At 60.2% G+C, this 20,638-nt stretch carries 23 protein-coding genes and 1 pseudogene; 17 read left to right on the top strand and 7 right to left on the bottom strand.

The window, feature by feature from the left end; all coding sequences use genetic code 11:
* Positions 1-10: 10 nt before the first annotated feature.
* Both ARC39_RS26480 and cls read left to right on the top strand, forming a co-directional pair.
* Positions 11-457, top strand: a complete 447-nt coding sequence (locus tag ARC39_RS26480; RefSeq protein ID WP_078059166.1) for a cysteine rich repeat-containing protein — start codon at positions 11-13, stop codon at positions 455-457.
* Positions 458-842: 385 nt separating this feature from the next.
* Complete coding sequence (gene cls, locus ARC39_RS08995) at positions 843-2,258, top strand: cardiolipin synthase (RefSeq protein WP_068114410.1); 1,416 nt, start codon at positions 843-845, stop codon at positions 2,256-2,258.
* Positions 2,259-2,444: 186 nt separating this feature from the next.
* On the opposite strand, the gene ARC39_RS26390 is transcribed toward cls, so the two are convergent.
* From ARC39_RS26390 to ARC39_RS08985, 3 genes and pseudogenes are all read right to left on the bottom strand, one after another.
* The gene (locus ARC39_RS26390; protein WP_268874335.1) at positions 2,445-2,567 is read right to left on the bottom strand and encodes a hypothetical protein; all 123 of its coding nucleotides are present in this window, start codon (positions 2,565-2,567) and stop codon (positions 2,445-2,447) included.
* Positions 2,568-2,898: 331 nt separating this feature from the next.
* Positions 2,899-3,051, bottom strand: a pseudogene (locus tag ARC39_RS26555) (IS6 family transposase); the annotation flags it as partial.
* Between the two features lie 165 nt (positions 3,052-3,216).
* A complete protein-coding gene (locus tag ARC39_RS08985; protein WP_068113326.1) occupies positions 3,217-4,077 on the bottom strand; it encodes a LysR family transcriptional regulator in 861 nt (286 codons plus the stop codon).
* Between the two features lie 98 nt (positions 4,078-4,175).
* On the opposite strand from ARC39_RS08985, the gene ARC39_RS08980 reads away from it, so the two are divergent.
* The 6 genes from ARC39_RS08980 to ARC39_RS08955 all read left to right on the top strand — a co-directional run bounded on the left by ARC39_RS08980 (position 4,176) and on the right by ARC39_RS08955 (position 8,621).
* Entirely contained in the window at positions 4,176-4,643 is a 468-nt protein-coding gene (locus ARC39_RS08980) for a c-type cytochrome (protein ID WP_068113323.1), read from the top strand.
* 11 nt (positions 4,644-4,654) lie between these two features.
* A complete protein-coding gene (locus tag ARC39_RS08975; protein WP_068113320.1) occupies positions 4,655-5,545 on the top strand; it encodes a c-type cytochrome in 891 nt (296 codons plus the stop codon).
* 100 nt (positions 5,546-5,645) lie between these two features.
* A complete protein-coding gene (locus ARC39_RS08970; RefSeq protein ID WP_068113317.1) occupies positions 5,646-6,248 on the top strand; it encodes a Crp/Fnr family transcriptional regulator in 603 nt (200 codons plus the stop codon).
* Between the two features lie 66 nt (positions 6,249-6,314).
* The gene (locus tag ARC39_RS08965) at positions 6,315-6,512 is read left to right on the top strand and encodes a YgaP family membrane protein (RefSeq protein WP_068113313.1); all 198 of its coding nucleotides are present in this window, start codon (positions 6,315-6,317) and stop codon (positions 6,510-6,512) included.
* Between the two features lie 70 nt (positions 6,513-6,582).
* A complete protein-coding gene (locus tag ARC39_RS08960; protein WP_068113310.1) occupies positions 6,583-7,977 on the top strand; it encodes a sensor histidine kinase in 1,395 nt (464 codons plus the stop codon).
* Positions 7,974-8,621, top strand: a complete 648-nt coding sequence (locus tag ARC39_RS08955) for a response regulator (protein ID WP_068113307.1) — start codon at positions 7,974-7,976, stop codon at positions 8,619-8,621. Before ARC39_RS08960 ends, ARC39_RS08955 begins: the two co-directional genes overlap by 4 nt.
* Before the next feature lie 3 nt (positions 8,622-8,624).
* Here ARC39_RS08955 and ARC39_RS26165 read toward each other — a convergent pair whose 3' ends face one another.
* On the bottom strand, positions 8,625-9,446 hold the full coding sequence (locus ARC39_RS26165; RefSeq protein WP_236545179.1) for a hypothetical protein: 822 nt from the start codon (positions 9,444-9,446) through the stop codon (positions 8,625-8,627).
* A gap of 517 nt (positions 9,447-9,963) precedes the next feature.
* Here ARC39_RS26165 and ARC39_RS08945 point away from each other — a divergent pair.
* From ARC39_RS08945 to ARC39_RS08905, 9 genes are all read left to right on the top strand, one after another.
* On the top strand, positions 9,964-10,449 hold the full coding sequence (locus ARC39_RS08945; protein ID WP_161470950.1) for an EF-hand domain-containing protein: 486 nt from the start codon (positions 9,964-9,966) through the stop codon (positions 10,447-10,449).
* Between the two features lie 111 nt (positions 10,450-10,560).
* Entirely contained in the window at positions 10,561-10,848 is a 288-nt protein-coding gene (locus ARC39_RS08940) for a PepSY domain-containing protein (RefSeq protein WP_068113302.1), read from the top strand.
* Between the two features lie 4 nt (positions 10,849-10,852).
* The gene (locus tag ARC39_RS08935; RefSeq protein WP_068113300.1) at positions 10,853-11,524 is read left to right on the top strand and encodes a response regulator transcription factor; all 672 of its coding nucleotides are present in this window, start codon (positions 10,853-10,855) and stop codon (positions 11,522-11,524) included.
* Positions 11,521-12,876: a sensor histidine kinase gene (locus tag ARC39_RS08930; RefSeq protein WP_078059165.1), complete on the top strand. Its 1,356-nt coding sequence runs from the start codon at positions 11,521-11,523 to the stop codon at positions 12,874-12,876. Before ARC39_RS08935 ends, ARC39_RS08930 begins: the two co-directional genes overlap by 4 nt.
* Positions 12,877-12,964: 88 nt before the next feature.
* Positions 12,965-14,095 carry a cytochrome b/b6 domain-containing protein gene (locus ARC39_RS08925; protein WP_068113298.1) on the top strand — a complete coding sequence of 377 codons (1,131 nt, stop codon included), beginning with the start codon at positions 12,965-12,967 and terminating at the stop codon, positions 14,093-14,095.
* Positions 14,092-14,484 (top strand): DUF1924 domain-containing protein, encoded by a 393-nt coding sequence (locus ARC39_RS08920; protein ID WP_068113295.1) that lies wholly within the window; start codon positions 14,092-14,094, stop codon positions 14,482-14,484. Before ARC39_RS08925 ends, ARC39_RS08920 begins: the two co-directional genes overlap by 4 nt.
* Before the next feature lie 18 nt (positions 14,485-14,502).
* On the top strand, positions 14,503-14,940 hold the full coding sequence (locus ARC39_RS08915) for a diheme cytochrome c (RefSeq protein ID WP_068113294.1): 438 nt from the start codon (positions 14,503-14,505) through the stop codon (positions 14,938-14,940).
* Between the two features lie 126 nt (positions 14,941-15,066).
* Positions 15,067-15,906 carry a VIT1/CCC1 transporter family protein gene (locus tag ARC39_RS08910; RefSeq protein WP_078059202.1) on the top strand — a complete coding sequence of 280 codons (840 nt, stop codon included), beginning with the start codon at positions 15,067-15,069 and terminating at the stop codon, positions 15,904-15,906.
* Positions 15,816-16,748: an NAD-dependent epimerase/dehydratase family protein gene (locus ARC39_RS08905; RefSeq protein ID WP_068113291.1), complete on the top strand. Its 933-nt coding sequence runs from the start codon at positions 15,816-15,818 to the stop codon at positions 16,746-16,748. The genes ARC39_RS08910 and ARC39_RS08905 overlap by 91 nt, the downstream gene beginning before the upstream one ends.
* A 638-nt stretch (positions 16,749-17,386) precedes the next feature.
* Here the strand turns inward: ARC39_RS08905 and ARC39_RS08900 are convergent.
* The 3 genes from ARC39_RS08900 to ARC39_RS08890 all read right to left on the bottom strand — a co-directional run bounded on the left by ARC39_RS08900 (position 17,387) and on the right by ARC39_RS08890 (position 20,329).
* Complete coding sequence (locus tag ARC39_RS08900; protein ID WP_236545177.1) at positions 17,387-19,267, bottom strand: amidohydrolase; 1,881 nt, start codon at positions 19,265-19,267, stop codon at positions 17,387-17,389.
* A gap of 82 nt (positions 19,268-19,349) precedes the next feature.
* On the bottom strand, positions 19,350-19,967 hold the full coding sequence (locus ARC39_RS08895) for an FUSC family protein (RefSeq protein ID WP_068113287.1): 618 nt from the start codon (positions 19,965-19,967) through the stop codon (positions 19,350-19,352).
* A 17-nt stretch (positions 19,968-19,984) separates the two neighbouring features.
* Entirely contained in the window at positions 19,985-20,329 is a 345-nt protein-coding gene (locus ARC39_RS08890; RefSeq protein ID WP_149866374.1) for a hypothetical protein, read from the bottom strand.
* Positions 20,330-20,638: the final 309 nt, after the last annotated feature.

Below are 20,638 nucleotides of genomic sequence, written 5' to 3'. Positions count from 1 at the left end.
GAGGTAATCCATGCTTTCCCCATTTTACTTGGCTGTTCCCCCGCTCCTGGCGGTGGTTCTGATTGCTACGTCCGCTGGTCCCGCTCTGCCTGACATCATGTCAAGCTGCAAAGCCGAGATTGGCAGGTATTGCGAAGATGTCCGGAAGGGAAAAGGGCGAGTTGCCGCTTGCCTGATTGCAAACTCGGAAAAGCTGGATGGGGCTTGCGCAAGCGATGTTCAAGCCGCCGGAAACTCACGATCGGTTGCACGATTTGTTCCTTCCGGCATCACCGAGCTCAAAGGAACACCCTACGAAGCCGAACTCCGCGCAGCCTGTACCTCTGACGCAGCGCGGCTATGCCCAAGTGTAAGTACAGCAGACGAGCGCATCTTGGCATGTCTGTACGCGCGAGAATCCAAGTTGAGTGGATCCTGTACTGAGGCGGGAAAACGCGTCTTGTCACAGATCAAGTAGTACCGTCCGAAATACAGTGACGATCGCGGACCATTTCCCCGAAGGCGCGGTCTCGTTTAGACATGAAACGCACAGTCGCATGTTGCTTGTGCTGCAGACACCTTGGGTAACTTCAGCGCCGGGTAACGCGCGCCGAAGTCTTGCGTGGGACCCAGTTTCGGCGCCCATTCTGTCGACAACCTGCTTGTGCACGAACCAAAAAGAGTGACCTTGGAACTCAGACGGTCGTCAATGAGAGCGCCAAGCCGTGCATTTTGGCTTCGTCGCCGTGGCTGGCGCGGACGCGGCCAGCCGGCGCACGCTGAGCACTGAACCGGAACTGGCGTTTTCACCGGCTGGCTACCGAACCGGTAGTCTATCAATCAAACACCGGCGCAAAACGGAGATGAATACAGTGGGATATATCCTCGCCGCAATTCTGATCTTGCTGGAGATCGTCGCGATCACGTTCGCGTGGCGCGCCATTAAGGGTTCTCGCACCCCGCAAGGCGCAATCGGCTGGGTGGTCTTTCTAATTGCTGCACCTTACCTCGGAGTGCCTCTCTACCTTTTCCTCGGGCATCACAGATACCAGGGCTTCATCCTCTCCCGGCGTACCAGCGAGCGAGTCGTGGAAGGCATTCGTGCGCATGGGGAGGCAAACGTCCCGGCAACAGAAACCGTGATGCCAACAGTGGTGTTCGAGCGGATCTCCGAGTTTCCAGCTGTTGGAGGCAACTCCATGCGCTTGCTGATCGACGGCGAGGAGACCTTCGGGGAGATCTTTCGCGCGATGGACGCAGCTAGCGACTACATCCTGGTGCAATCGTACATCGTGAATGATGACGGCGTTGGGCGTAGCCTGAAGGAGCACATGGTCTCTGCGGCGAAGCGCGGGGTGAAAGTGCGCTTTCTGGTCGATGCCGTTGGCTGCATCAAATTGCCCGCGAGTTACTTCACTGAACTGAAGGAAGCCGGTGTCGAATTCGTGAACCCAAAAGAAACCCCCGGTGCAAAGACCCGGTTTCATCTGAACTTCCGGAACCACCGAAAGACAATCATCATTGATGGGAAAACCGGTTTCACAGGCGGCCTGAACTTCGGTGATGAGTACATGGGCCTCGATCCCACGTTCGGCCACTGGAGGGATACCCACGTGCGCCTCGAAGGCCCGCTTGTCGCGCAACTTCAGTTGGTGTTCGCAGAGGACTGGCATTGGGCGAGCGGGGAGGTCCTGATCGATGAGTTGTTCTGGGAGCCAGAGAAAGCCGAAGACGACATGACGGCGCTCCTGATGGCAACAGGACCGGCCGATGACATGGAGACCGGTGCGCTCTTCTTCTTCTCCTGCATTGCCCAAGCGAAGGAACGGGTCTGGATCGCCTCGCCGTATTTCGTGCCCGACACGGATATTCTGACGGCCCTGAAATTTGCCGCTCTGCGTGGCGTCGATGTGCGGATCCTGGTTCCCGAGGTGATCGACCATACCGTGCCATGGCTCGCGGCCTTCGCGTATTTCGATGAGATCCGGGGTGCCGGAGCTTCCGTCTGGCGCTACAATGATGGCTTCATGCATCAGAAGGTCGTTCTGGTCGACGACACGCTCGCTGCGGTCGGTACCACCAACATGGACAACCGCTCATTCCGTTTGAATTTCGAAGCGATGGCCATGTTCTTCGATCCGCGAGCCGCGTCTGCGACTGAACGGATGCTCGAAGCCGATTTCGAACGCTCCTTCCGCCTGGAGAAACGCCTTTCCGAACAACCGAGAAAGATCCGGTTGGGCGCGCCGGTTTCGAGATTGCTGTCGCCTTTGCTTTAGCGGTCGGCAGCTTGGCTTTGATCTTTCGCGGACCTAGTGCCAACTGCAGAGGTTGTCTTGCGGATAATCTGCCAGCGTGAGAGCGATATCTTACAGGTGTTCGGCGACGCCGCACATTCTGACCGACTCTTTAGGAAATCGAGATGCTCTGGCGGAAAGCGAGCGAATTTATTGAACCAGCGCTTACTAGTGTTGACTGCCGAGCGCACCGGCCACCGCGAAGAGGAGGACGGGTACAGTTGCGAGGTGTGCCGGCATGGCGGCATCCGGGTCGCAAAATGCCGCGATGGTACCCAGTGGCTCTTTCATCGTCGCAGCCCTTCCATTTAGGCGGGTGGAGCGGCATGGCGCAGTGTGGCCTACTATGACCCGGAATGCCTTGACCCGGCTCTACACGCACTTGTGGCTACCGTACCGAACTTGAGGACCTTCCCAAAACCATTAACTGGGGGAAGGAATGGTAAGCGGCCGTCCATGCCGATTGCAGCATTCGGCGCGAAGGGCGGACAGTGGCGCTCTCCGTTGATCTTCACGAACATCTCATCCAGGTGCCATCGCCACTGTGGCCCGGAGTGCGACCGCTCGGCGCGTTTCTGACGGATCTCGGCCGCGAACATTGGGCCAAAACGGTGCCAACAAGACCGCACCGTCTCGTGGCTGACATCGATGCCGCGTTCGTGAAGCAGATCCTCGACGTTTCGCAGCGAGAGGGGGAACCGGACGTATATCATCACCGCGAGGCGGATGATTTCCCGGCTGGTCCAAAATACTTGAACAGGTCGCGCTTCGTCATGCCGGGACGCTAGCCAGCCACCTGCCCCGTCACAAGCCAAGTTCCCCTCACACCGCCCTAAGGCCGCAATCAGAAGAACTAATGGCATTTGGTAAGGCCAACAGTAGTCGGCAGCACCGCTGGCGGGTTTTGATGCTTTCGGCCAGTTTCAAACTTCACTAACGCTCACGGATTTAGCGAGACAGGTTGCACGAACTTCGCCAACTCCAACTGCAAGATTTCCTTGACGGCTCGAAAACGCGCATTGCTCGAGAGTTCCCTTAGCGTCGCAACCCAAATAGGTGTGCGGAACGTCGGAACGACCTCCGGCCACCGATGGAGGCGCGTATCAGATTCGCCCACAAAATCTGGTAGAAAACAGCGACCGGATCCGCCAGCGGCGAACTCCCGGAGGGCGAGAAAACTGTCGGCACGGATCCCAATTTGATCGGGCGCGAGCGTGTCCTGCATCCATTTTCCAACTGGAATATCTTGTAGGGGTCCATCGAGGCCAAGCCAGATGTCATTTCCGTTATCCGCTTCGTAAACCGCGAAATCGAAGTAGCCGACCTTTACCCCGAGAAACTCGTGGTCTAGCGCGATCGCAGGACGGACGGCGATGTCCGCCGAAAGGCTGAGAAAGTCATGATGCGTGTTTGCGCTCAGAACGACGATTTTCAGATCGGGGTGTTTCCTCGAAATTTTCTCTACGATCGGTGCGAGGATTGTCGAGCAAACACTGTCGGTCGATGCGATGCGCACGGGACCTGACAGCAATGGATCTGCACCAACAAAAACCTTGTCCATATACAAGACCGCTTCGCGGACGTTGCGCGCTGCGACAAGGATTGGCTCTGCATCCGGTAGCAACCGATAACCGGTCGGCAACTTCTGGAAAACTTCCTGACCGTGATGTCGCTCAAAGATCGACACGCGCCTGAGCACGGTTGCATGTGTTACGCCGAGTTTAGCGGCCGCTGCATTGAGTGAGCCCGTTTCCGCCACCGCGAGAACGTAGCGGATGTCGTCCCATTGTGACTTGTTCATTTTTTAACAAATAACAAAAATGTATGGCTAATCATAGAGAAATATTAACACGCTACGATTGACGTATCGTAACCAGAACTACGGACAGGAATGAAACGATGCGCAATGCGTTCAAACTCGCCTGCTGCGGCTTCGCAGCGACCCTCCTTGCTGGCACCGTCCTGGCCCAAGACAAACCGAACCCCGCCGTTTCCACCCGGCAGAACATCATGCAACTGTACGCATTCAACCTCGGCCAACTGGGCGCGATGGCAAAGGAACAAGTGGCCTACGACGCGGACGCGGCCTCCAAGGCCGCCGGCAATCTCGCCTTGCTGGTCCAGCTTGATCAATCGGCACTCTGGCCGCAAGGGACCGACAACTCCGCGGAACCCAACACCCGCGCCCTGCCGGATATCTGGACCAACTTTGACGATGTAGTGGTCAAGGGTAATGCCCTGTCGGACGCTGTGACCGCGATGCAAGCGGCCGCGGGTACAGATCTTGCCTCCCTTCAAGGCGCGATGGGTGGCGTAGGAGGCGCCTGTGGTGCCTGCCATAAAGCCTACCGCGCACCGGAAAACTGACTCAGCTCAGCATGACCTCGGCGCTTCGAACAGTTCTTGCCGCCGGGATTCTCGCGGTCGGGGGCGGGTGGTATCTCACCGCTCCCGACCGCTTCGATCCATCGGCCGTACAGGGCGTTCCCCCGGATCTCGCCCTGGGCGAAACTCTGTTCTACGCCGGCGGCTGTGTATCCTGCCATTCTGCGCCGGGTGCCGAGGGAGACGCCAAGCTTGTCCTGTCCGGCGGGCAACGTTTTCCGTCCGATTTCGGCACCTTCATTGCTCCGAACATCTCCGCCGATCCAGAAGAAGGCATCGGGGAGTGGACATCGACCGAGTTCGCCAACGCGCTGCTGAAGGGAACGTCGCCCGACGGGACGCATTATTATCCCGTCTTCCCATATACGTCCTATGCTCGGATGAGTGTCGCGGACGCGGTTTCGCTCCATGCTTACCTTCAGACGTTGCCAACCGACGCCACGGCCAGCGCGCCGCATGAAGTCGGCTTCCCGTTCAGTATTCGCCGCTTTCTGGGCGGCTGGAAGTGGTTCTTCGCGACAGAAGGCTGGATTGTGTCGAGCGAGCTGTCCGACGTCCAACAACGCGGTCGTTATCTCGTCGAAGGACCGGGACACTGCGGCGAATGCCACACAGCCCGGAATGCGCTCGGGGGCCTAGACCGAGGCGAATGGCTTGCCGGAGCGCCGAGTCCCGATGGAAAAGGGCGCATTCCCGATATCACTCCTGGCGGCCTTGACTGGTCCGAAGCGGATATCGCCGAGTACCTGAAATCCGGTTTCACTCCAGAGTATGACTCAGCCGGGGGCGAGATGGCGGCCGTGATTGAAAACACCAGTCAACTTACGGATGACGACCGTGCGGCGATCGCGGCCTATTTGAAGGCCGTCCCCGCATCTAGGTAGAGACGTCATTTGCGGAAGTCCGGAGTGACTCGGATTGCCTGCGGCTGCGGCTCGCTTTGCCGCGGTCACAAATCAACATGACCGGCGCTAGGGGCGCGACATGAACACGCCATTGTATTCTCGACCGCTTCACCTACGTGCCGGGTCTCTCCTCTTCAGCCCTGGCCAGGAGTGCCCGGGCTTCGTTCGGCTGAACGCAGGCACAATTCGTGTTTCGCTGTCAGGCGAAAACGGTCGGGAGGTGGTGCTTTACCGCGTCGCACCGGGTGAGTTATGCTTGCAGACTTTCTCCTGCCTGTTGGATGGTCGAACCTATTCGGCCGAAGGACGCGCGGAGACAGATATTGATGGCGAAATCCTATCGCACGGCGCGTTCCAGCGTCTGCTCGCGGATGACGCGGGTTTTCGTGCCGATGTGTTCCGGGCTGTCGCGGAGAGGTTCTCCGATTACGAGCAGTTGGTCGAAGAGGTCGCTTTGACCGGCTTCGATGCCCGGCTGGCGCGCGTCCTGATCCGGCTTGCCACCCACAATGTACTTCAGACTACACATGAGAGCCTTGCCGCGGAAACGGCCTCCGGGCGCGCCTTTGTCAGCCGGCGCCTCGCGGAGTTCGAGCGAAGGGGGATCATAACGCGTCGCCGCGGCGAGATCGAGATCCTTGATTTCGACGGACTCGGGCGGATCGCGCAGGAGACCGGGTGACAAAGTCACCGACATGGCCGTTCCCCTTTGCAAGACTGAGCTCGAAACTTGCAATGGAGAGCGAAAATGTCTCGAAACGAAGGCACCTTCGACCGCGCGCTGCGTATCATTCTTGGCCTGATCCTGCTGTCACTGGTCTTTGTCGGGCCGGCAACCCCTTGGGGATTGGTCGGTCTCATCCCGCTCGTCACCGGCCTGATCGGCTTCTGCCCGCTCTACGCGATCTTCGGCTTTAAGACCTGCCCGATTTCGAAGGCGTCGTAACCGAGCCTGTTCACGGGCTTCGGACTAAAGCCCGTATTCGGCGCATCTAAAACATCCCATAAGGAGGGGGATGGAGCACCTCTCGAACGAGTCATCCCTCTGGAAAGGCGCGCCGTTGGCCACGCAATATGCGGTCGCCAGCGGCGCCGTTCTTGTTGTCGCTGCGATCCTCGTTGGAATGATCGTTTCAGCGCGGATAGAGGAAAACGTGGTTCGCAACAGTGCGAACTCGACGGCGCTTTTCATGGAGAGCGTGTTGGCGCCAATCGGACAGCAACTGGCGGATCAGGAGAGCCTTTCTCCCGGCGCAAGGCGAGGGCTGGAGGAGATATTTCAGAACACCCCGATTGGCGAACGGGTGATTTCCTACAAGATCTGGAAACCAGGTGGGAGAGTCGTCGAAGCTTCAGATCAGGCGATTGTCGGCGAGGTCTTTCCGGTGACCGATGGGCTGCGATCTGCATGGGAGGGAGAGGTCGCGGCGGAGTTCGAAGCATTGGGCGACGCCGAGGATGCCGGAGAGCAGCAGCTCGGTCTGCCGCTGCTCGAAATCTACTCACCGATCCGGGAGTACTATTCTGGCGATATCATCGCCGTGGCCGAGTTTTACGAGGTTCACGAACAACTTGCGGCGGATCTCTCACGGGCTCGCCGGGACTCCTGGCTGACCGTTTTCGGGGCTTTCGGCGGGTTGGGGCTCGCTCTCTACCTGATCGTGCTCCGGGGGAGCCGGGTTATCGAGCGCCAGCAGGACCGGCTTCAGAAGCAGTTCCAAGACCTTGAAGCTCTTTCCAAGCGCAACCAGGATTTGCGCCGGCGCGTCCGCGACGCTGCCGGGCGGTCGGCCGAACGTGCTGATCGCTCGTTGCGCCAGATCGGGGCAGACCTGCATGACGGTCCGGCGCAACAACTCGCCTTCGCCGCACTTAGCCTTGACAGCTTGCGGGATCGGCATTCGTCCTCGGAACCGCAGAAAGAGATTGATGGGATCGAATGCGCCATCGAGGCGGCGCTGACCGAGATCCGAACAATTTCGCGCGGCCTTTCACTTCCGGATGTTGCGGAGCGTCAACCCGCCGAGATTGTCGCGATGGCTGTGGAGGAGCATCGCTCCCGGACCGGAAACTCCGTCGACGAAATCATCTCCTGCGAGCTGTCCGTGGACATGCCGCTTGCCGCGCGCCTTTGCCTGTTCCGCTTCGTGCAGGAGGGCCTGAATAACGCCAGCCGTCATGCCGATGGCGCTGGCATGGAGGTTCAACTCGCCTGTGAACAGGCGAGGCTCATCCTGTCGGTACGCGATGCCGGTTCCGGTTTTGATCCGGAGCAGACGCCCTTTGGACTCGGCCTGTCGGGTTTGCGTGACCGCGTGGAGAGCCTCGGCGGCGTGTTCCATGCCGGGAGGCGGGCGGAAGGCAGTGGCGGCAAGCTTCGGTTGGAGTTCGATCTGGGAGAATGGATATGACTCTCTTGCGCGTCTTGATCGCGGATGACCACCCGCTGTTTCGCGAAGGCGTCGCGGCCTTGCTCGGATCTCACGAGGGAACCCAAGTCGTTGGACAGGCAGACACGGGGCGAAATGCTGTGGACTTGACCGCGGCGCATCAGCCTGACCTTGTGCTGCTTGACCTTTCCATGCCGGATGGCGGGTTGTGGGCACTTGGCGAGATCAAGAAGTTCGACACGCCGCCGGTTGTGGCAATCCTTACCGTTTCCGAGGAGGATGACGATGTCTTCACAGCTCTCAAATCGGGCGCGGACGGTTACATCCTAAAAGGGATCGGCGGCAAGGACCTGCTCGCAGCCGTCGAGGATCTGGCAGCCGGGCGCAGTTACGTCTCGCCGGGTCTTGCTATGAAGGTCCTGCAGGCGATGCGGTCTCCCGCGAAGGAACAAACCGAGGAAGACCCCTTAGACAGCCTGACCGCACGTGAAGAGGAGATCCTTCGGCTCGTTGCGACCGGAAAAAGCAATAAGGAGGTCGGGCGGACGCTCGACCTCCAGGAAAAGACGGTCAAGCATTACATGACCATCATTCTTCAGAAACTTCAGGTCCGGAACCGGACAGAGGCCGCGCTGATGGCGCACGACCGCTGGCCAGAGACCTGATCCTTACCGGAACGCCTTAGAAAGTCGTGACACGTCGGATTGCCGCGCGCGGCGTTCGACTACTGTCCTGTTTTGCGGGTCCTTGAGTTCATAGCGACCGTTCTGGATCTCTTCTTTCCAGCCGTCGGTATAGGTGACCTCGATGTTTCCACCGCTGAATTCCGCTTTCGCAACCGTACCGCCACCGCGAAACTTGCCGTTTCCGGCGACCCGACCGGTTTCCGTTCTGGAAACGGCGCTGCCGCCCGCAGTGCCGGCCTGCTGTAGCTTCGCATAGTCGCTCTTCCGTGCCGGGCGTTCTTCGATCGTTCGACCACTGGCGTCCTTGCGCTCGAAGCGGCCGTTCTCGATCTCGATTTTCGTGCCGTCGCTGAACGTTACCTCGATGCCATTGCCATCGTCGTCGTCATCGCTTCCGCTGCGTCCACGACCACGCCCCCGACCTTTGTCGTCATCATCATCGTCATCCCGGTCGCTACGGTCGTCCCGGCTATTGCCGCGACCGCTGTTGTCGTCATCGTCGTCGTCATCATCGTCCCGATCATCGTCACGACCGCCGCCCTTGCCAGAGCGGTCATCATCCCGATCATCGTCATCGTCATCGTCATCGTCATCGTCATCGTCATCGTCATCGTCATCGTCATCGTCATCGTCATCGTCATCGCGGTCCCGGTCTTTGTCCTTGGCCCAGGCGACGGAACGCTCGATCGAAACCAACGCTGTCTCACTATCGAGGCGAACATCAAACGGCGCAGAGACGAATAGTGTCGCGGTGATGGCAAGGCTTGCAGTTGAGGACAGCAGGTCCCTGACTTCTTTCAACATAAGGTATCTCCCCATTGGCCACCCGGAACTCGCGAGGCGGTGTTTTCGCTGGGCGCTTGCCCGATATCGCCACAAAACCCGACCCGACGCGCGAACTCTTCAGACCATGGTCGGGCGATGTCATCGATTTGGTCCGGGCCGTTTTCGCGAGACGTCAAACCGTCTCGACTTGCCGATGCTACTGGCGCCGCCCGGGTTCACCGGTCGAATCGTTGCTTGAGGTGGAGTCGTGCAGAGAAAATCACCGCTTTGTCGGCTACCCGCAGCGGATCTCTACACGCTTGATTGCCAACGCAGCAGACAGGTTTTAGCTTCTCAGGTGCGTCGAGGGGTTGAGTGGTCCTCTGAGCGCCAGGCCATATTCAGGCCGGCGAGCGTCCCGCATCCCCAATTTCGGGGCGCTTGCGACTGGCCTGACTCTTCTCTCGAGCGATTACATTTTTGCTACAGACATGCGACGGTAATCGGCGCAGAGTCCGTATCAGGAATGCGCGACGTTGTTGTTTTGGAGGATATCATGACACGCTTCGCCCTTCCGCTTGCAATGGCGCTGACCATTCTTGGAACCTCTGCCATGGCTCAACAACTCACGGGCGGCGGTGGTTTCATGGCGCGTTGGGACGCAAACAATGACGGCAGGGTCACACTGGGCGAGGTCGAGACCCGGCGGGCCGCGCTCTTTACCACCTATGACACGAATGGCGACGGCGCCCTCTCCACTGAAGAGTTTGACCGGATCACACCGCAATCTGTCGGTGGACGCCAGACCAACTCCCTGCGCGGGGCACGGCAGATCGTCCGTTCCCAGATCGACACCGACGGAAATGGGTTGGTCACCCGGAATGAATATGTCGCCGGAGCGCAGATCTGGCGCGATCGCATGGATCTCAATGGCGATGGCGTTCTGACTTCCGTGGATTTCGGCGGGACCGGCATGGGGACCGGGCAGGGAAATGGGCGCGGCAATGGGCCAGGGCGCGGTATGCGCTGGAACAACGGCTGAGCCGGGTCACCCCTGTCAGACTGGCGTGCGGGCGTCTGCAAGTCATGGTATGTGAGACAAAGGCATCGGCTGTCAGGCCGCTGTCAGGTCGAACCCGCGATACTGGCGCCTGTGAAATACGTATGCTGTCTTCTGATCCTGACGTTTGCCGGACCCGCCCAAGCCGAGTCTGACCATGACCTTGCCCGCCAGGCGACCGCCCGCAGCGAGATCCTGCCTCTCGCTATGGTGATGCAGGATGTGTCGGAGCGATATTCCGCGACACTGCTCGAGGTCGAACTGGAGCGCGAACACGGGCAATATGTCTACGAGTTCCAACTGATCACGCCTGACGGGCGCATCCTCGAAGTTCTGGTGGACGCAAAGACCGGCGAGGTTCTTGAGGAAGAGGAGGACTGACCCCATGCGTGCTCTCGTCGTCGAGGATGACACGAGGATTGCCTCCGACCTCGGAACGGCGCTGCGGAGCGCGGGGTTCCGGGTCGAGACCTGCGCGGATGGGGAAGGGGCCTGGTTCCTCGGCGATACCGAGGAGTACGATCTGGTCGTCCTCGATCTCGGCCTGCCGCGGCTCGATGGCCTGACGGTTCTGAAGCGCTGGCGCGGCAATGATCGGGACATGCCGGTCCTTGTGCTGACGGCGCGCGGAGCCTGGACGGAACGGGTGGAAGGGATCGACGCCGGCGCGGATGACTACCTGCCCAAACCCTTTCGCATGGAGGAACTGGTTGCACGCGCAAGGGCGCTTGTGCGGCGTTCGGCGGGGCGCGGCTCCGCCTTGCAGGAGGCTGGCGACCTCATCGTCGATACGAACCGGATGTCGGTCTCCCTGCGCGGGGTTCCCATGGCGGTCACGGCGCTCGAATACCGGCTCCTCGCCTACCTGATGCTGCACCGGGAAAGAATCATCACCCCCAGCGAGTTGCTTGAGCATCTCTACGGCGACGAGGATGCCCGCGAAGCCAACGCACTCGAAGCTGTCGTCACGCGCCTGCGCCGGAAGCTTGGTCCGGGAATCCTCGGAACCCGTCGAGGCTTCGGGTATTTCCTCGAGCCGTCGGACCCGGACGGGTGAGGCCCTATTCGCTGCGCCGGCGGCTTCTCGCGACGGGAGCGGTGGCGGTCGTGGTCGCGCTGGCGATCGCCGCTGTCGGGATATCACTGTTGTTCTCGGCCCACGCCGACCGCCGCGCGCTGGCGGAACTCTCGGTGCATCTCGATCAGGTTCTCTCCGGGGTCGAACGGGATGCGGACGGGCAGATCTATCTCTCCCACCAGCCAGCCGATCCGCGATTCGACCGTCCGCTCAGTGGCCTATATTGGCAGATTGTGGTGGAGGGGCGGTTGCTCCGGTCACGGTCGCTCTGGGATCACGAGATACCGCTGCCAGTCGATGAGCTTCCGGATGGGGGCGAGCATGTCCACATGCTTGAAGGTCCCGCCGAGCAATCGATCCTGACGGTCGAACGCAGCGTAATCCTGCCTGCAAGACTCGGCGAGATACCGATGCGCGCCGCGGTTGCTGTGGACCGGGCGGACCTTCAGGCCGCCAGCCAAGAATTCACAACCGACCTGTTGCCCTATCTCGTCGTCCTGGTGGCTGTGCTGATTTTCGCGATGGCGGCCCAAGTGGCCATCGGGCTGCGTCCACTCGGCCGTGTTGAGACCCGGATCGCAGAGATTCGGTCCGGTTCCTCGCGGCGGCTTGGCGAGGACTTTCCAACCGAAGTGATCCCCTTGGCCAGGGAGGTTGACGCGCTCCTCGCAGAACGGGAAGCAGAGGTTTCCCGTGCCAGTATGCGTGCCGCCGATTTGGCACATGGGTTCAAAACACCACTTCAGGCGATGCTCGGCGAGGCCGGGCGGTTGCGCGACGACCGACAGGACGAACATGCAGAGGCCATCGAGGACACCGTCGAGACTATGCGGGGACATGTGGATCGGGAATTGATGCGCGCGCGTGCGTCGCTGCATCACGAAACCGCTCGCTGCAATGTTGCCGAAGTCGCAAGATCGGTAGTTAGGGTGCTGATCAGAACCTCGCCCGGCGAGGCGCTTTCCTGGGAAGTGGACGTCGTGCCGTCGCTGGAAGTCAGTGCGGAAACCGGGGACCTGACCGAGATACTGGGGGCACTCGCGGAGAATGCCGCCCGCCACGCGAGGTCCCGCGTCGGTGTAAAGGCCCGCGAGACCGGCCATACAGTTGAGATCACGATTAGTGACGACGGTCCCGGCATTCCGCCCAAGCGATTGGCGGAGATGACGCGCCGAGGCGTGCGGGCTGACGAGACTTCGACCGGCAGCGGGTTCGGGCTGGCGATCGCTTCCGAGCTTGCAGAGGCACTCGGCGGAAAGCTGGAGCTACACCCCGGCACCCCGGGACTATCCGTCCATGTAACACTTCCCGCCGTAGCTTCCGCAACCTGACAGCTCCCTGACATTGCCGATCAGTCCGCCGTCAGCGGGCACCTGCCATCCTGTCACCATCAGCCCGACTCGGGTGTTGGAGACAGGTATGACTGACGCCGCAACATCCCATATGCCCACCCGCAGAGATCCGGTCCTCGTCTGGGATATCTGGGTCCGCCTGTTTCACTGGGCGCTCGTTGTCTGCATCGCCACCGCCGCGGTGACCGGATTCGTTCTGGGAGCGCCCTGGATCACGCTTCACATCGCCTCGGGACTGCTCGCGATGGCTTTGGTTGCGGCTCGAATAGTTTGGGGATTCCTCGGGCCGACCCATGCCCGGTTCCGGGACTTCCTGCGCCCGCCCGCCGAGATCCTGTCCCATCTGACGGGAGGGGACGCTGGCCGACACCTTGGTCACAACCCGGCCGGTGGCCTGATGATGCTTGGGCTGATGGCGGTCGTGGAGTTGCTCGGGATCGCCGGACTGACCGGGCTCGGGGGAGTTTTAAGAACCGGACCGCTCCTCTCACTGCCCTACGGAATCGGCGAGGCGGGTCTGGAACTCCACGAAATCCTCGCGATTCTGCTCATCGTCATGATCCTCGCCCATGTCGCGGCCGCGATCTTCGAAAGCCGGCGCAGCCGGGAGAACCTTGTTCGGTCCATGGTGACAGGCACCAAGGAGCGCCGACCCGGCGATCATCCCGGCAGAAACGTGGTTTCCCGTCCCCGCATCGCTCTGACCGTGATTGCCCTTCTGGCCGGTCTGACGGTCCAGGTCTGGCAGCGGGACACCGGGGTGCCAGACGGAGCGCCGGTGGCCGTGCTCGACGAGGTCTTTGCGGAGGAATGCACTGCCTGCCACGTCGCCTATCACCCCAGCCTTCTGTCGGGCTCGGAATGGCAGGTGATCATGGCCAATCTCGATGATCACTTTGTCGAGGACGCGCGCCTCGATGACGAGACCAACGCCCGGATCACTGAATGGCTGGTCGCTCATGACGCTTCGAGCGCGCAGACCCGGCCCGCGCACGTGTTTGCGAACGCGCGGAAGGATCCAACCGGTCGCATCACCGAGACCCGCGCCTGGGACGATCTGCACGAAAACGTGGCGGAGGAGACCTTCCTGCGTGCGCCGATCTACTCGAAATTGAACTGTTTGGCCTGCCATGCCGATGCCGAAACCGGATGGTTCAGCCCCTTTTTGATCGAAATCCCCAAGGAAACCTCAAAATGAAATACCTGTTGGTCTTGCCATTTGCGTTACTGGCCTATCCGGCCGCCGCGCAGTCGACATCGCCCGCCGATCTTCTGGCCCAATATTCGGCCGAGGCCGGCGCGGAGGCATCCGCCGAGCGCGGGCAGGCCTTGTTCATGGCCAACCACACCGGCGGCAAGCCAGATACGCCCTCCTGCACGACCTGTCACACGACCGACCCGAAAGCCACTGGGCAAGCACGGACCGGCAAGCCGGTTGAGCCACTGGCTCCCTCTTCCAACCCGGAACGGTTCACCGACGTCAAGTTCGTCGAGAAATGGTTCGGCCGGAATTGCAACTCTGTACTCGGTCGCGACTGCACTGCCGCCGAAAAGGCCGATGTGCTCGCCTGGCTCGACAGCTTCTGACCCATAGGGAAACCGAACATGAAAATCACGCCGTTCCTCGCCGTTGCCACCATTGCGCTCTCCGGGGCCGCACATTCGGACGAGATGGAATACATGCCCCCCGTCACCCATGCGGCGACGTTGGAGGAATGCAGCGCCTGTCACATGGTCTATCCGGCTGGCTTCCTTCCACCGCAGTCCTGGAAAGTCATGATGGGCACTCTGGACGATCATTTTGGCGAGGATGCCGGACTGTATGGGGAGACCCGCGCCGAAATCGAGGCCTATCTCGTAGCGAATGCCGGACGGGATCGTTCGAAGGGAAGCGCCGTGCCTCTGCGCATCTCCGATTTGCCGTGGTTCCGGCATGAGCACGAGGAGGAGGTTTCGAAGCGCCAGTTCGAGAAAGCGAAGTCCTGGGCCAATTGCAACGCCTGCCACAAGCAGGCCGAACAGGGGATCTTCGAGGACGATTGAAAAACCAAGAGCCGTGCATTCGTGGTCGTTCTTGCACGCCCTTCCGCCTTCCGAGTTTACGTCAGCCTGTTGTCAGGAGGGTGCAGGTATCATTTGGAAAACGATACGCGAACAAAGGCGGCACAAGTGGACATCGACGGGGGACTTCATCGCCGGAAAGAACACGGCCTCGGCCAGATTCAGGAATCGCTGAAGCAGATCGTTTATGGCGGCAATGACGGGATTGTCACGACATTCGCCATCGTTGCGGGATTCGCGGGTGCCTCGGCTGACGGCGCGGCGCAGATCTGTGCGCTGGCAGTCCTCGTGTTCGGTCTGGCCAATCTCTTTGCGGACGCGGTTTCGATGGGGTTGGGCGAGTTCCCTTCAACACGGTCGCAGCGCGATCTCTACATTTCCCACCGTAGGATCGAACTGGAAGAGTTGAATGCCAACCCCAAACGCGAGCGACGCGAGATCGTACAGATGTTGGTCGAACGTGGTCTCGAACCCATTCCGGCTGACCGGATGTCGCGCGAATTGAAAAAGTGCCCGGAACTCATCGCCGACATGATGATGAGCTACGAGCTGGAGATGCCCGACATGCGCAACGGATCCCCGGCGCTCGACGGTTTGATGACCTTTTTCTCGTTCGTCGCCTTCGGGTCTATCCCGCTGACGCAATACTTTTTGTTCGCACCGACGACGGCGACCTTCATCGCATCTCTGTTTGCGACCTTTGCGGCGCTGGTGCTGCTTGGACTTCTGCGATGGTGGTCAACGCGAGAGAGTGTGCTGCGCTGTGTCGGTGAAATGGTTCTTGTCGGAAATGTCTGCGCGGTGGTCGCCCTTTGGGGTCGGAGCGACAGTAGGGGGATAGAAAGGAAACACTGCCGATGCGTATTCTGTTCACAGGCGGGTCTGGCAAGGCCGGGCGCTATGTTTGCCGGTATCTGCGGGACAAGGGGCATCGGGTTGTCAATGTAGATCTCAGCCCGCTTGACGAGCCGGGCATCGACAACCTGATTGCTGACATCACCGACAGCGGGTCGATGTTCAACGTGATGACCAGCTATGCCAATTTCGACGAGCTGGATCCGGGCAGCGGGGTGCCTGCCTTAGGCGCGGTGGTGCATTTCGCGGCCGTGCCACGGATCCTGATCAACCCCGACCACGAGACCTTCCGGGTGAACACCATCGGCACCTACAACGTGATCGAGGCGGCGGTGAAGCTCGGCATCCCCAAGATCGTCTTTGCCTCGTCAGAGACAACCTATGGTGTCTGCTTTGCGGACGGGGTCGCGCATCCGGACTACCTGCCGGTGGACGAGGAGCACGATACCAACCCGATGGACAGCTACGGGCTTTCGAAGGTGGTCAACGAGAAGACCGCCCGCGCGTTTCAGCGCCGTTCGGGGGCCGACATCTATGGCCTGCGCATCGGCAACGTGATGGAGCCGCATGAATACGAACGCTTCCCGGGCTTCTTTGCCGATCCGGGCTGCCGGCGGCGCAACATCTTTTGCTACATCGACGCCCGCGACCTCGGGCAGATCGTCGATCTGTGCCTCAAGGCCGACGGGCTCGGCTTCCAGATCTTCAATGCCGGTAACGACACCAATTCGGTGGATATTCCCAACAGCGAGATCATCCGGCGGTTCTATGCGGATGTCCCGGTGACGCGCGAGCTGCACGAGAACGAAGCACTATTCTCCAACCTGAAGATCCGCACCATGCTTGGTTTCGAGCAGAAGCACGACTGGCGCGACTACGTCGAAGATCCAAGAAAAACCCACGTTGAACCGATACCGATTTCAGCAGGTGAATGAGCGATCTGGCACCAGGCAATCATTGGTGACAACGTCAATGATCGCAGCCTGGAGGCAGATGGGAACAGAAGAGGGGTCCTTTCGGGCAGTGGGAGCCTGCTCGAGCGCGCGATCCGAAACATGGAAATCCGATGTCGTCAGTTCTTTTGTTTCACGAGCCGATATCAAGAACACTACCTTGGGTACGAATTGGAGCGGTGCCTTCGCTGGGCCATGCCAGAGCATCGATTCCAGCCGTTCGATCCTGTGGACTCGTCAAACGTTGATCTTGCGTTGATGCAATACGCGACATCAAAAACTTGATCGGCCGATGTCGACTTTAAGCAATTGATATCGTGTATAAATTATGGTTGCGAGGGCTCGCAGCCAGCGCTATCGAACACAGCTAACATGCCGCCTTCAATCTAATAATCTGGCTTGAGACCCGAAAACTGTCATTTGACGTCGGTGCTGTGAAACCCCAACCGATGGCGATCGTCGCGCTGCCGTGCAGCAATAGTCAAAAAAGGGCGGGGAACGGAAGTTTGCTGCACAATCAACGTATGGCCGCTTATCGGCGCTTAGAACTAGCGTAGACGAAATGCCATTCGGCTGGCGCTTGGCGCACCGGCTACGCCGATGGATGCAGCTGGATCACCTCAAATGTGGCTATGGACTGCGGACAGTGCGTGGCGGAGAGCGTGACTTGCGAAGTCATGCACGTTGGACTCCCAGCCTTGACGCAAGGTGGCGTCGTCCTGACCGGCAGGCTGGATCTTCAGGACATCACCCTCCATTACGGTCCCCCACACAATGATATCCTTGATCGTCATCGGGTCGACTGTTGTGGGGTTCCTGTCGAGAACGGTGAAATTCGCGCGCTTGCCGGGTTCAATACTGCCAAGGTCCTTCTCCAGCCGGAGCGAGTAGGCAGCGTTGATCGTGACGCCGCGTAGTGCAGCCTCGGCCGATACCTTCTGGTTTTCGCCGGCGACACGCCCGGAACTGGTCATCCGGTTCACCGCGCACCACATCAGGAACAGCGGGTCACCAGGTGCCATGGGCATGTCAGAATGCAGCGACCAGGAAACCCCGGCGCGATCGACGTCCGCGAGCCGAACCATCTGGTCTGCCCGTTCCGGCCCGAGGCCGGTTTCACTGTATCGATCCGACAGGGCCGTCACGTAGTAAGGATTTGCACTGACAATGGCCCCGAGCCGTTTAATTCGCTCGACCTGGTCCGGGGCGCTGACCGCGAAATGAACGATCACGGTCCTATGATCGTAGCGCGGATTGCGCCGCAGGTTTTCCTCAAGCGCGTCCAGAACCCGATCAAGCCCGGCATCGCCATTTACATGCACATGCATCTGGTAGCCGGCGTCCCAGTAAATGCGGAAGGCACGCTCGAATGCATCGCGATCCATCATCCATTCGCCATGGTAATCCCCAATCGGAGGATCGCGCAGTTGGATGGCGAGTGAATAGATCGCCCCGTCAGAGAACAGCTTGATGCTTTTCTCCGCCATGCTGGTCATGCCCCCGTACCAGTCGATCAGCGCCTCGGTTTCGCGGAGCACCCGGAGGTCATCGTCATAAGCGGCGACCAGACTCTTCCCGTCAGGGGTAAAACTCCAGCGGAAGGGCATGGAGGGCGATGACATCACCTCGTTCACGGCTTCCTGCACGGGTCGGGCCAGAATGCCGCCCGGCTCGTTGCCGAAGGTGACACCCTTGGCGTGCATGTAGTCCCGCATGATTTCCAGCCCGTGGCGAAACCGACCAGGCTCAGCAACCATGGGGGCGATTTTCGGAAGCACGGCGAAGAGACCCTGCTCCCAGAAGTGGCCATTCTCGAAGCTCGATTGGGCTTGCTCGGTGGCTGACCAGCCTGCAATGAGTTCCTTGGTCACGCCGGCTTTCTCCATAGCCGCTGTGTTCAGGACAAACTCGTGGCAGGAACGCACCCAAGCGAAGATCGGCCTATCGCGGCTGATGGTGTCGAGGTCGGCGCGAGTCAGAGGTCCGAAGAAGGACGCGTGGTAGCCCCAGGTGAGCAAGGGCGCGTCGGGGTCGGTCATGTCTGCCTCGGCGGCTGCAAGCCGCGTCATGAAATCGTCCCTGTCAGAGACTGCTTTCGCGGTTCCGTTTGGTAGTTCCCAATCCTCGATGGATAGGATGAGCGAAGACATGGTCAGGCCAGCGAGGATCGGATGATCGTGCTGGGCAATGAAACCGGGCACAATGACCAGGTCCGCAAAACGGGCGTCGATCTCGTAGGGTTGATCGCCAAGGACGGCCTCGACCTCCTCCAGCGATCCGGTCGCAAGGATCCGGTCGTTTACGACGGCGACGGCCCGCGCGAGGGGTCTGGATGCGTCGAGGGTCACGATCTCGCGGGCCGTGAAGACGGTTGCCGGCGGCCCACCGAGGATCGATCCACCGATATCCGACAAGGAAATCGATTGCGCCCATCCGATTCCGGGAAGCGCCATGGCGGTCGAACCGGACAGGGCCGCCTTCAGGAAATGTCGTCTGATCATTGCGGGCATAACAGCTCTACTCCAAATGACATTTGTTCAAGACCTTTCACCCAGTAGAGCATCAAATCGGTCTGGGTTGCCACTAGATCTCGTCATGATCTCCCTGGGCAAGCCTCGTCCGCTCGAGCCGTTCGGTCAGAAGGGCCGATGCGTAGGAGAGCATTATCGCGAGCAGCGATGCGGCCAAGGCCGCCCCGCCGCGATACAGGGCGGCGTCGAGGGTCGGCGCGGTGGCCAGGACCACGCCGGCAGACATGAACAGGGACGATTTCGCATCCGGCAGGGGCATAAGTCGGAGACCGATCAGGAGGAACAGAGCCCCCAGAACCGTGAACAGTGATGGCGGCAAGGGGACAAAAGTGACGAGGGCCGCCGTCACCGCGCCGAGCATCGTTGCAAGCCCGGTCCAGAGAGCCTTTTTCCTGTGCGTGCCGGGATCGCCCAGAGCGCGCACGACAAACAGTGTCATGATCCAATGTGCTCCGGGGTGGTCGAACTGCCAGGACAGGATGATCGATGTTGAGAGGCCGATGGCTAGGGCAATCGCGTGGGCTCGTCCGTAGCGGGCGCCAGCAGGCGGTCTCGATGCGAGCGCCTCTGCCCCGAGACCGGCAGCGAGCAGGCTCCCAACCAGGAGTGGGACAAGGTAGGCGGCGAAAAGTTCCAGTGCGGAGCCGTTGCCGGCCGGTCCGATGAGCATGATCCAGGCAAGAAGCCCTATGCATGTGCGCGGGTGCCTGTCTTGCCGATTTCCCAACCGGAAAAGGCGCATAACAGCGGCGCGATGATGGCCGGGATCATCCAGGCAGGAACCTCGCTGCCGGCCAGGCTTGCAAGCAGGACTATCGCACCAGCGAACAGCGCTCGCGCCAGGTTGGCCAGAACCGTTCCGAAGAAACCCATGATCGTGCCGGCCAATGCCGCCGGGACCATGGGGCGTTCGAGGAGCCAGGCGGTGGCCACGGCTGCAATCGCAAGCGCGGCAAAGACAATGGCGACGAAATTCCAGGGCAATACGCGCGACGAGTGTCCATCAGTCCGGGTCGATCGTTGTAAGTCCATTCTGGCCTTCCCGGGGCATTGCGGCGCTGGCTGGTGCGCATTGTCAAATCTTGAGCCGGACTTTTTTGAAGCGAGTTTTTCACCTTTGAATGGAACATGGATCTGCAACACGAAAACCGCAATCGTTCTTGAGGTTGATGATCCGCAAGCAGGGCAGTTAACTGACGTTCGCGACAGCTGTGGTGAAAGTCGGGTTTGGGCCGGGTCGCGACGGTTGAACGCTTCATAGCAAGGGTCCGCAATGGTCCCACACCGGACCTTGCCCTTGGAGGCTCGAGGTCGGCAATGCACAGTCAGCCGACCAACACT

This window comes from Tropicimonas marinistellae (assembly GCF_001509585.1).
GTDB lineage: Bacteria > Pseudomonadota > Alphaproteobacteria > Rhodobacterales > Rhodobacteraceae > Tropicimonas > Tropicimonas marinistellae.
The sequence above is the reverse complement of the archived record's forward strand: the minus strand, read 5'-3'. Positions and strand labels throughout refer to the sequence as shown.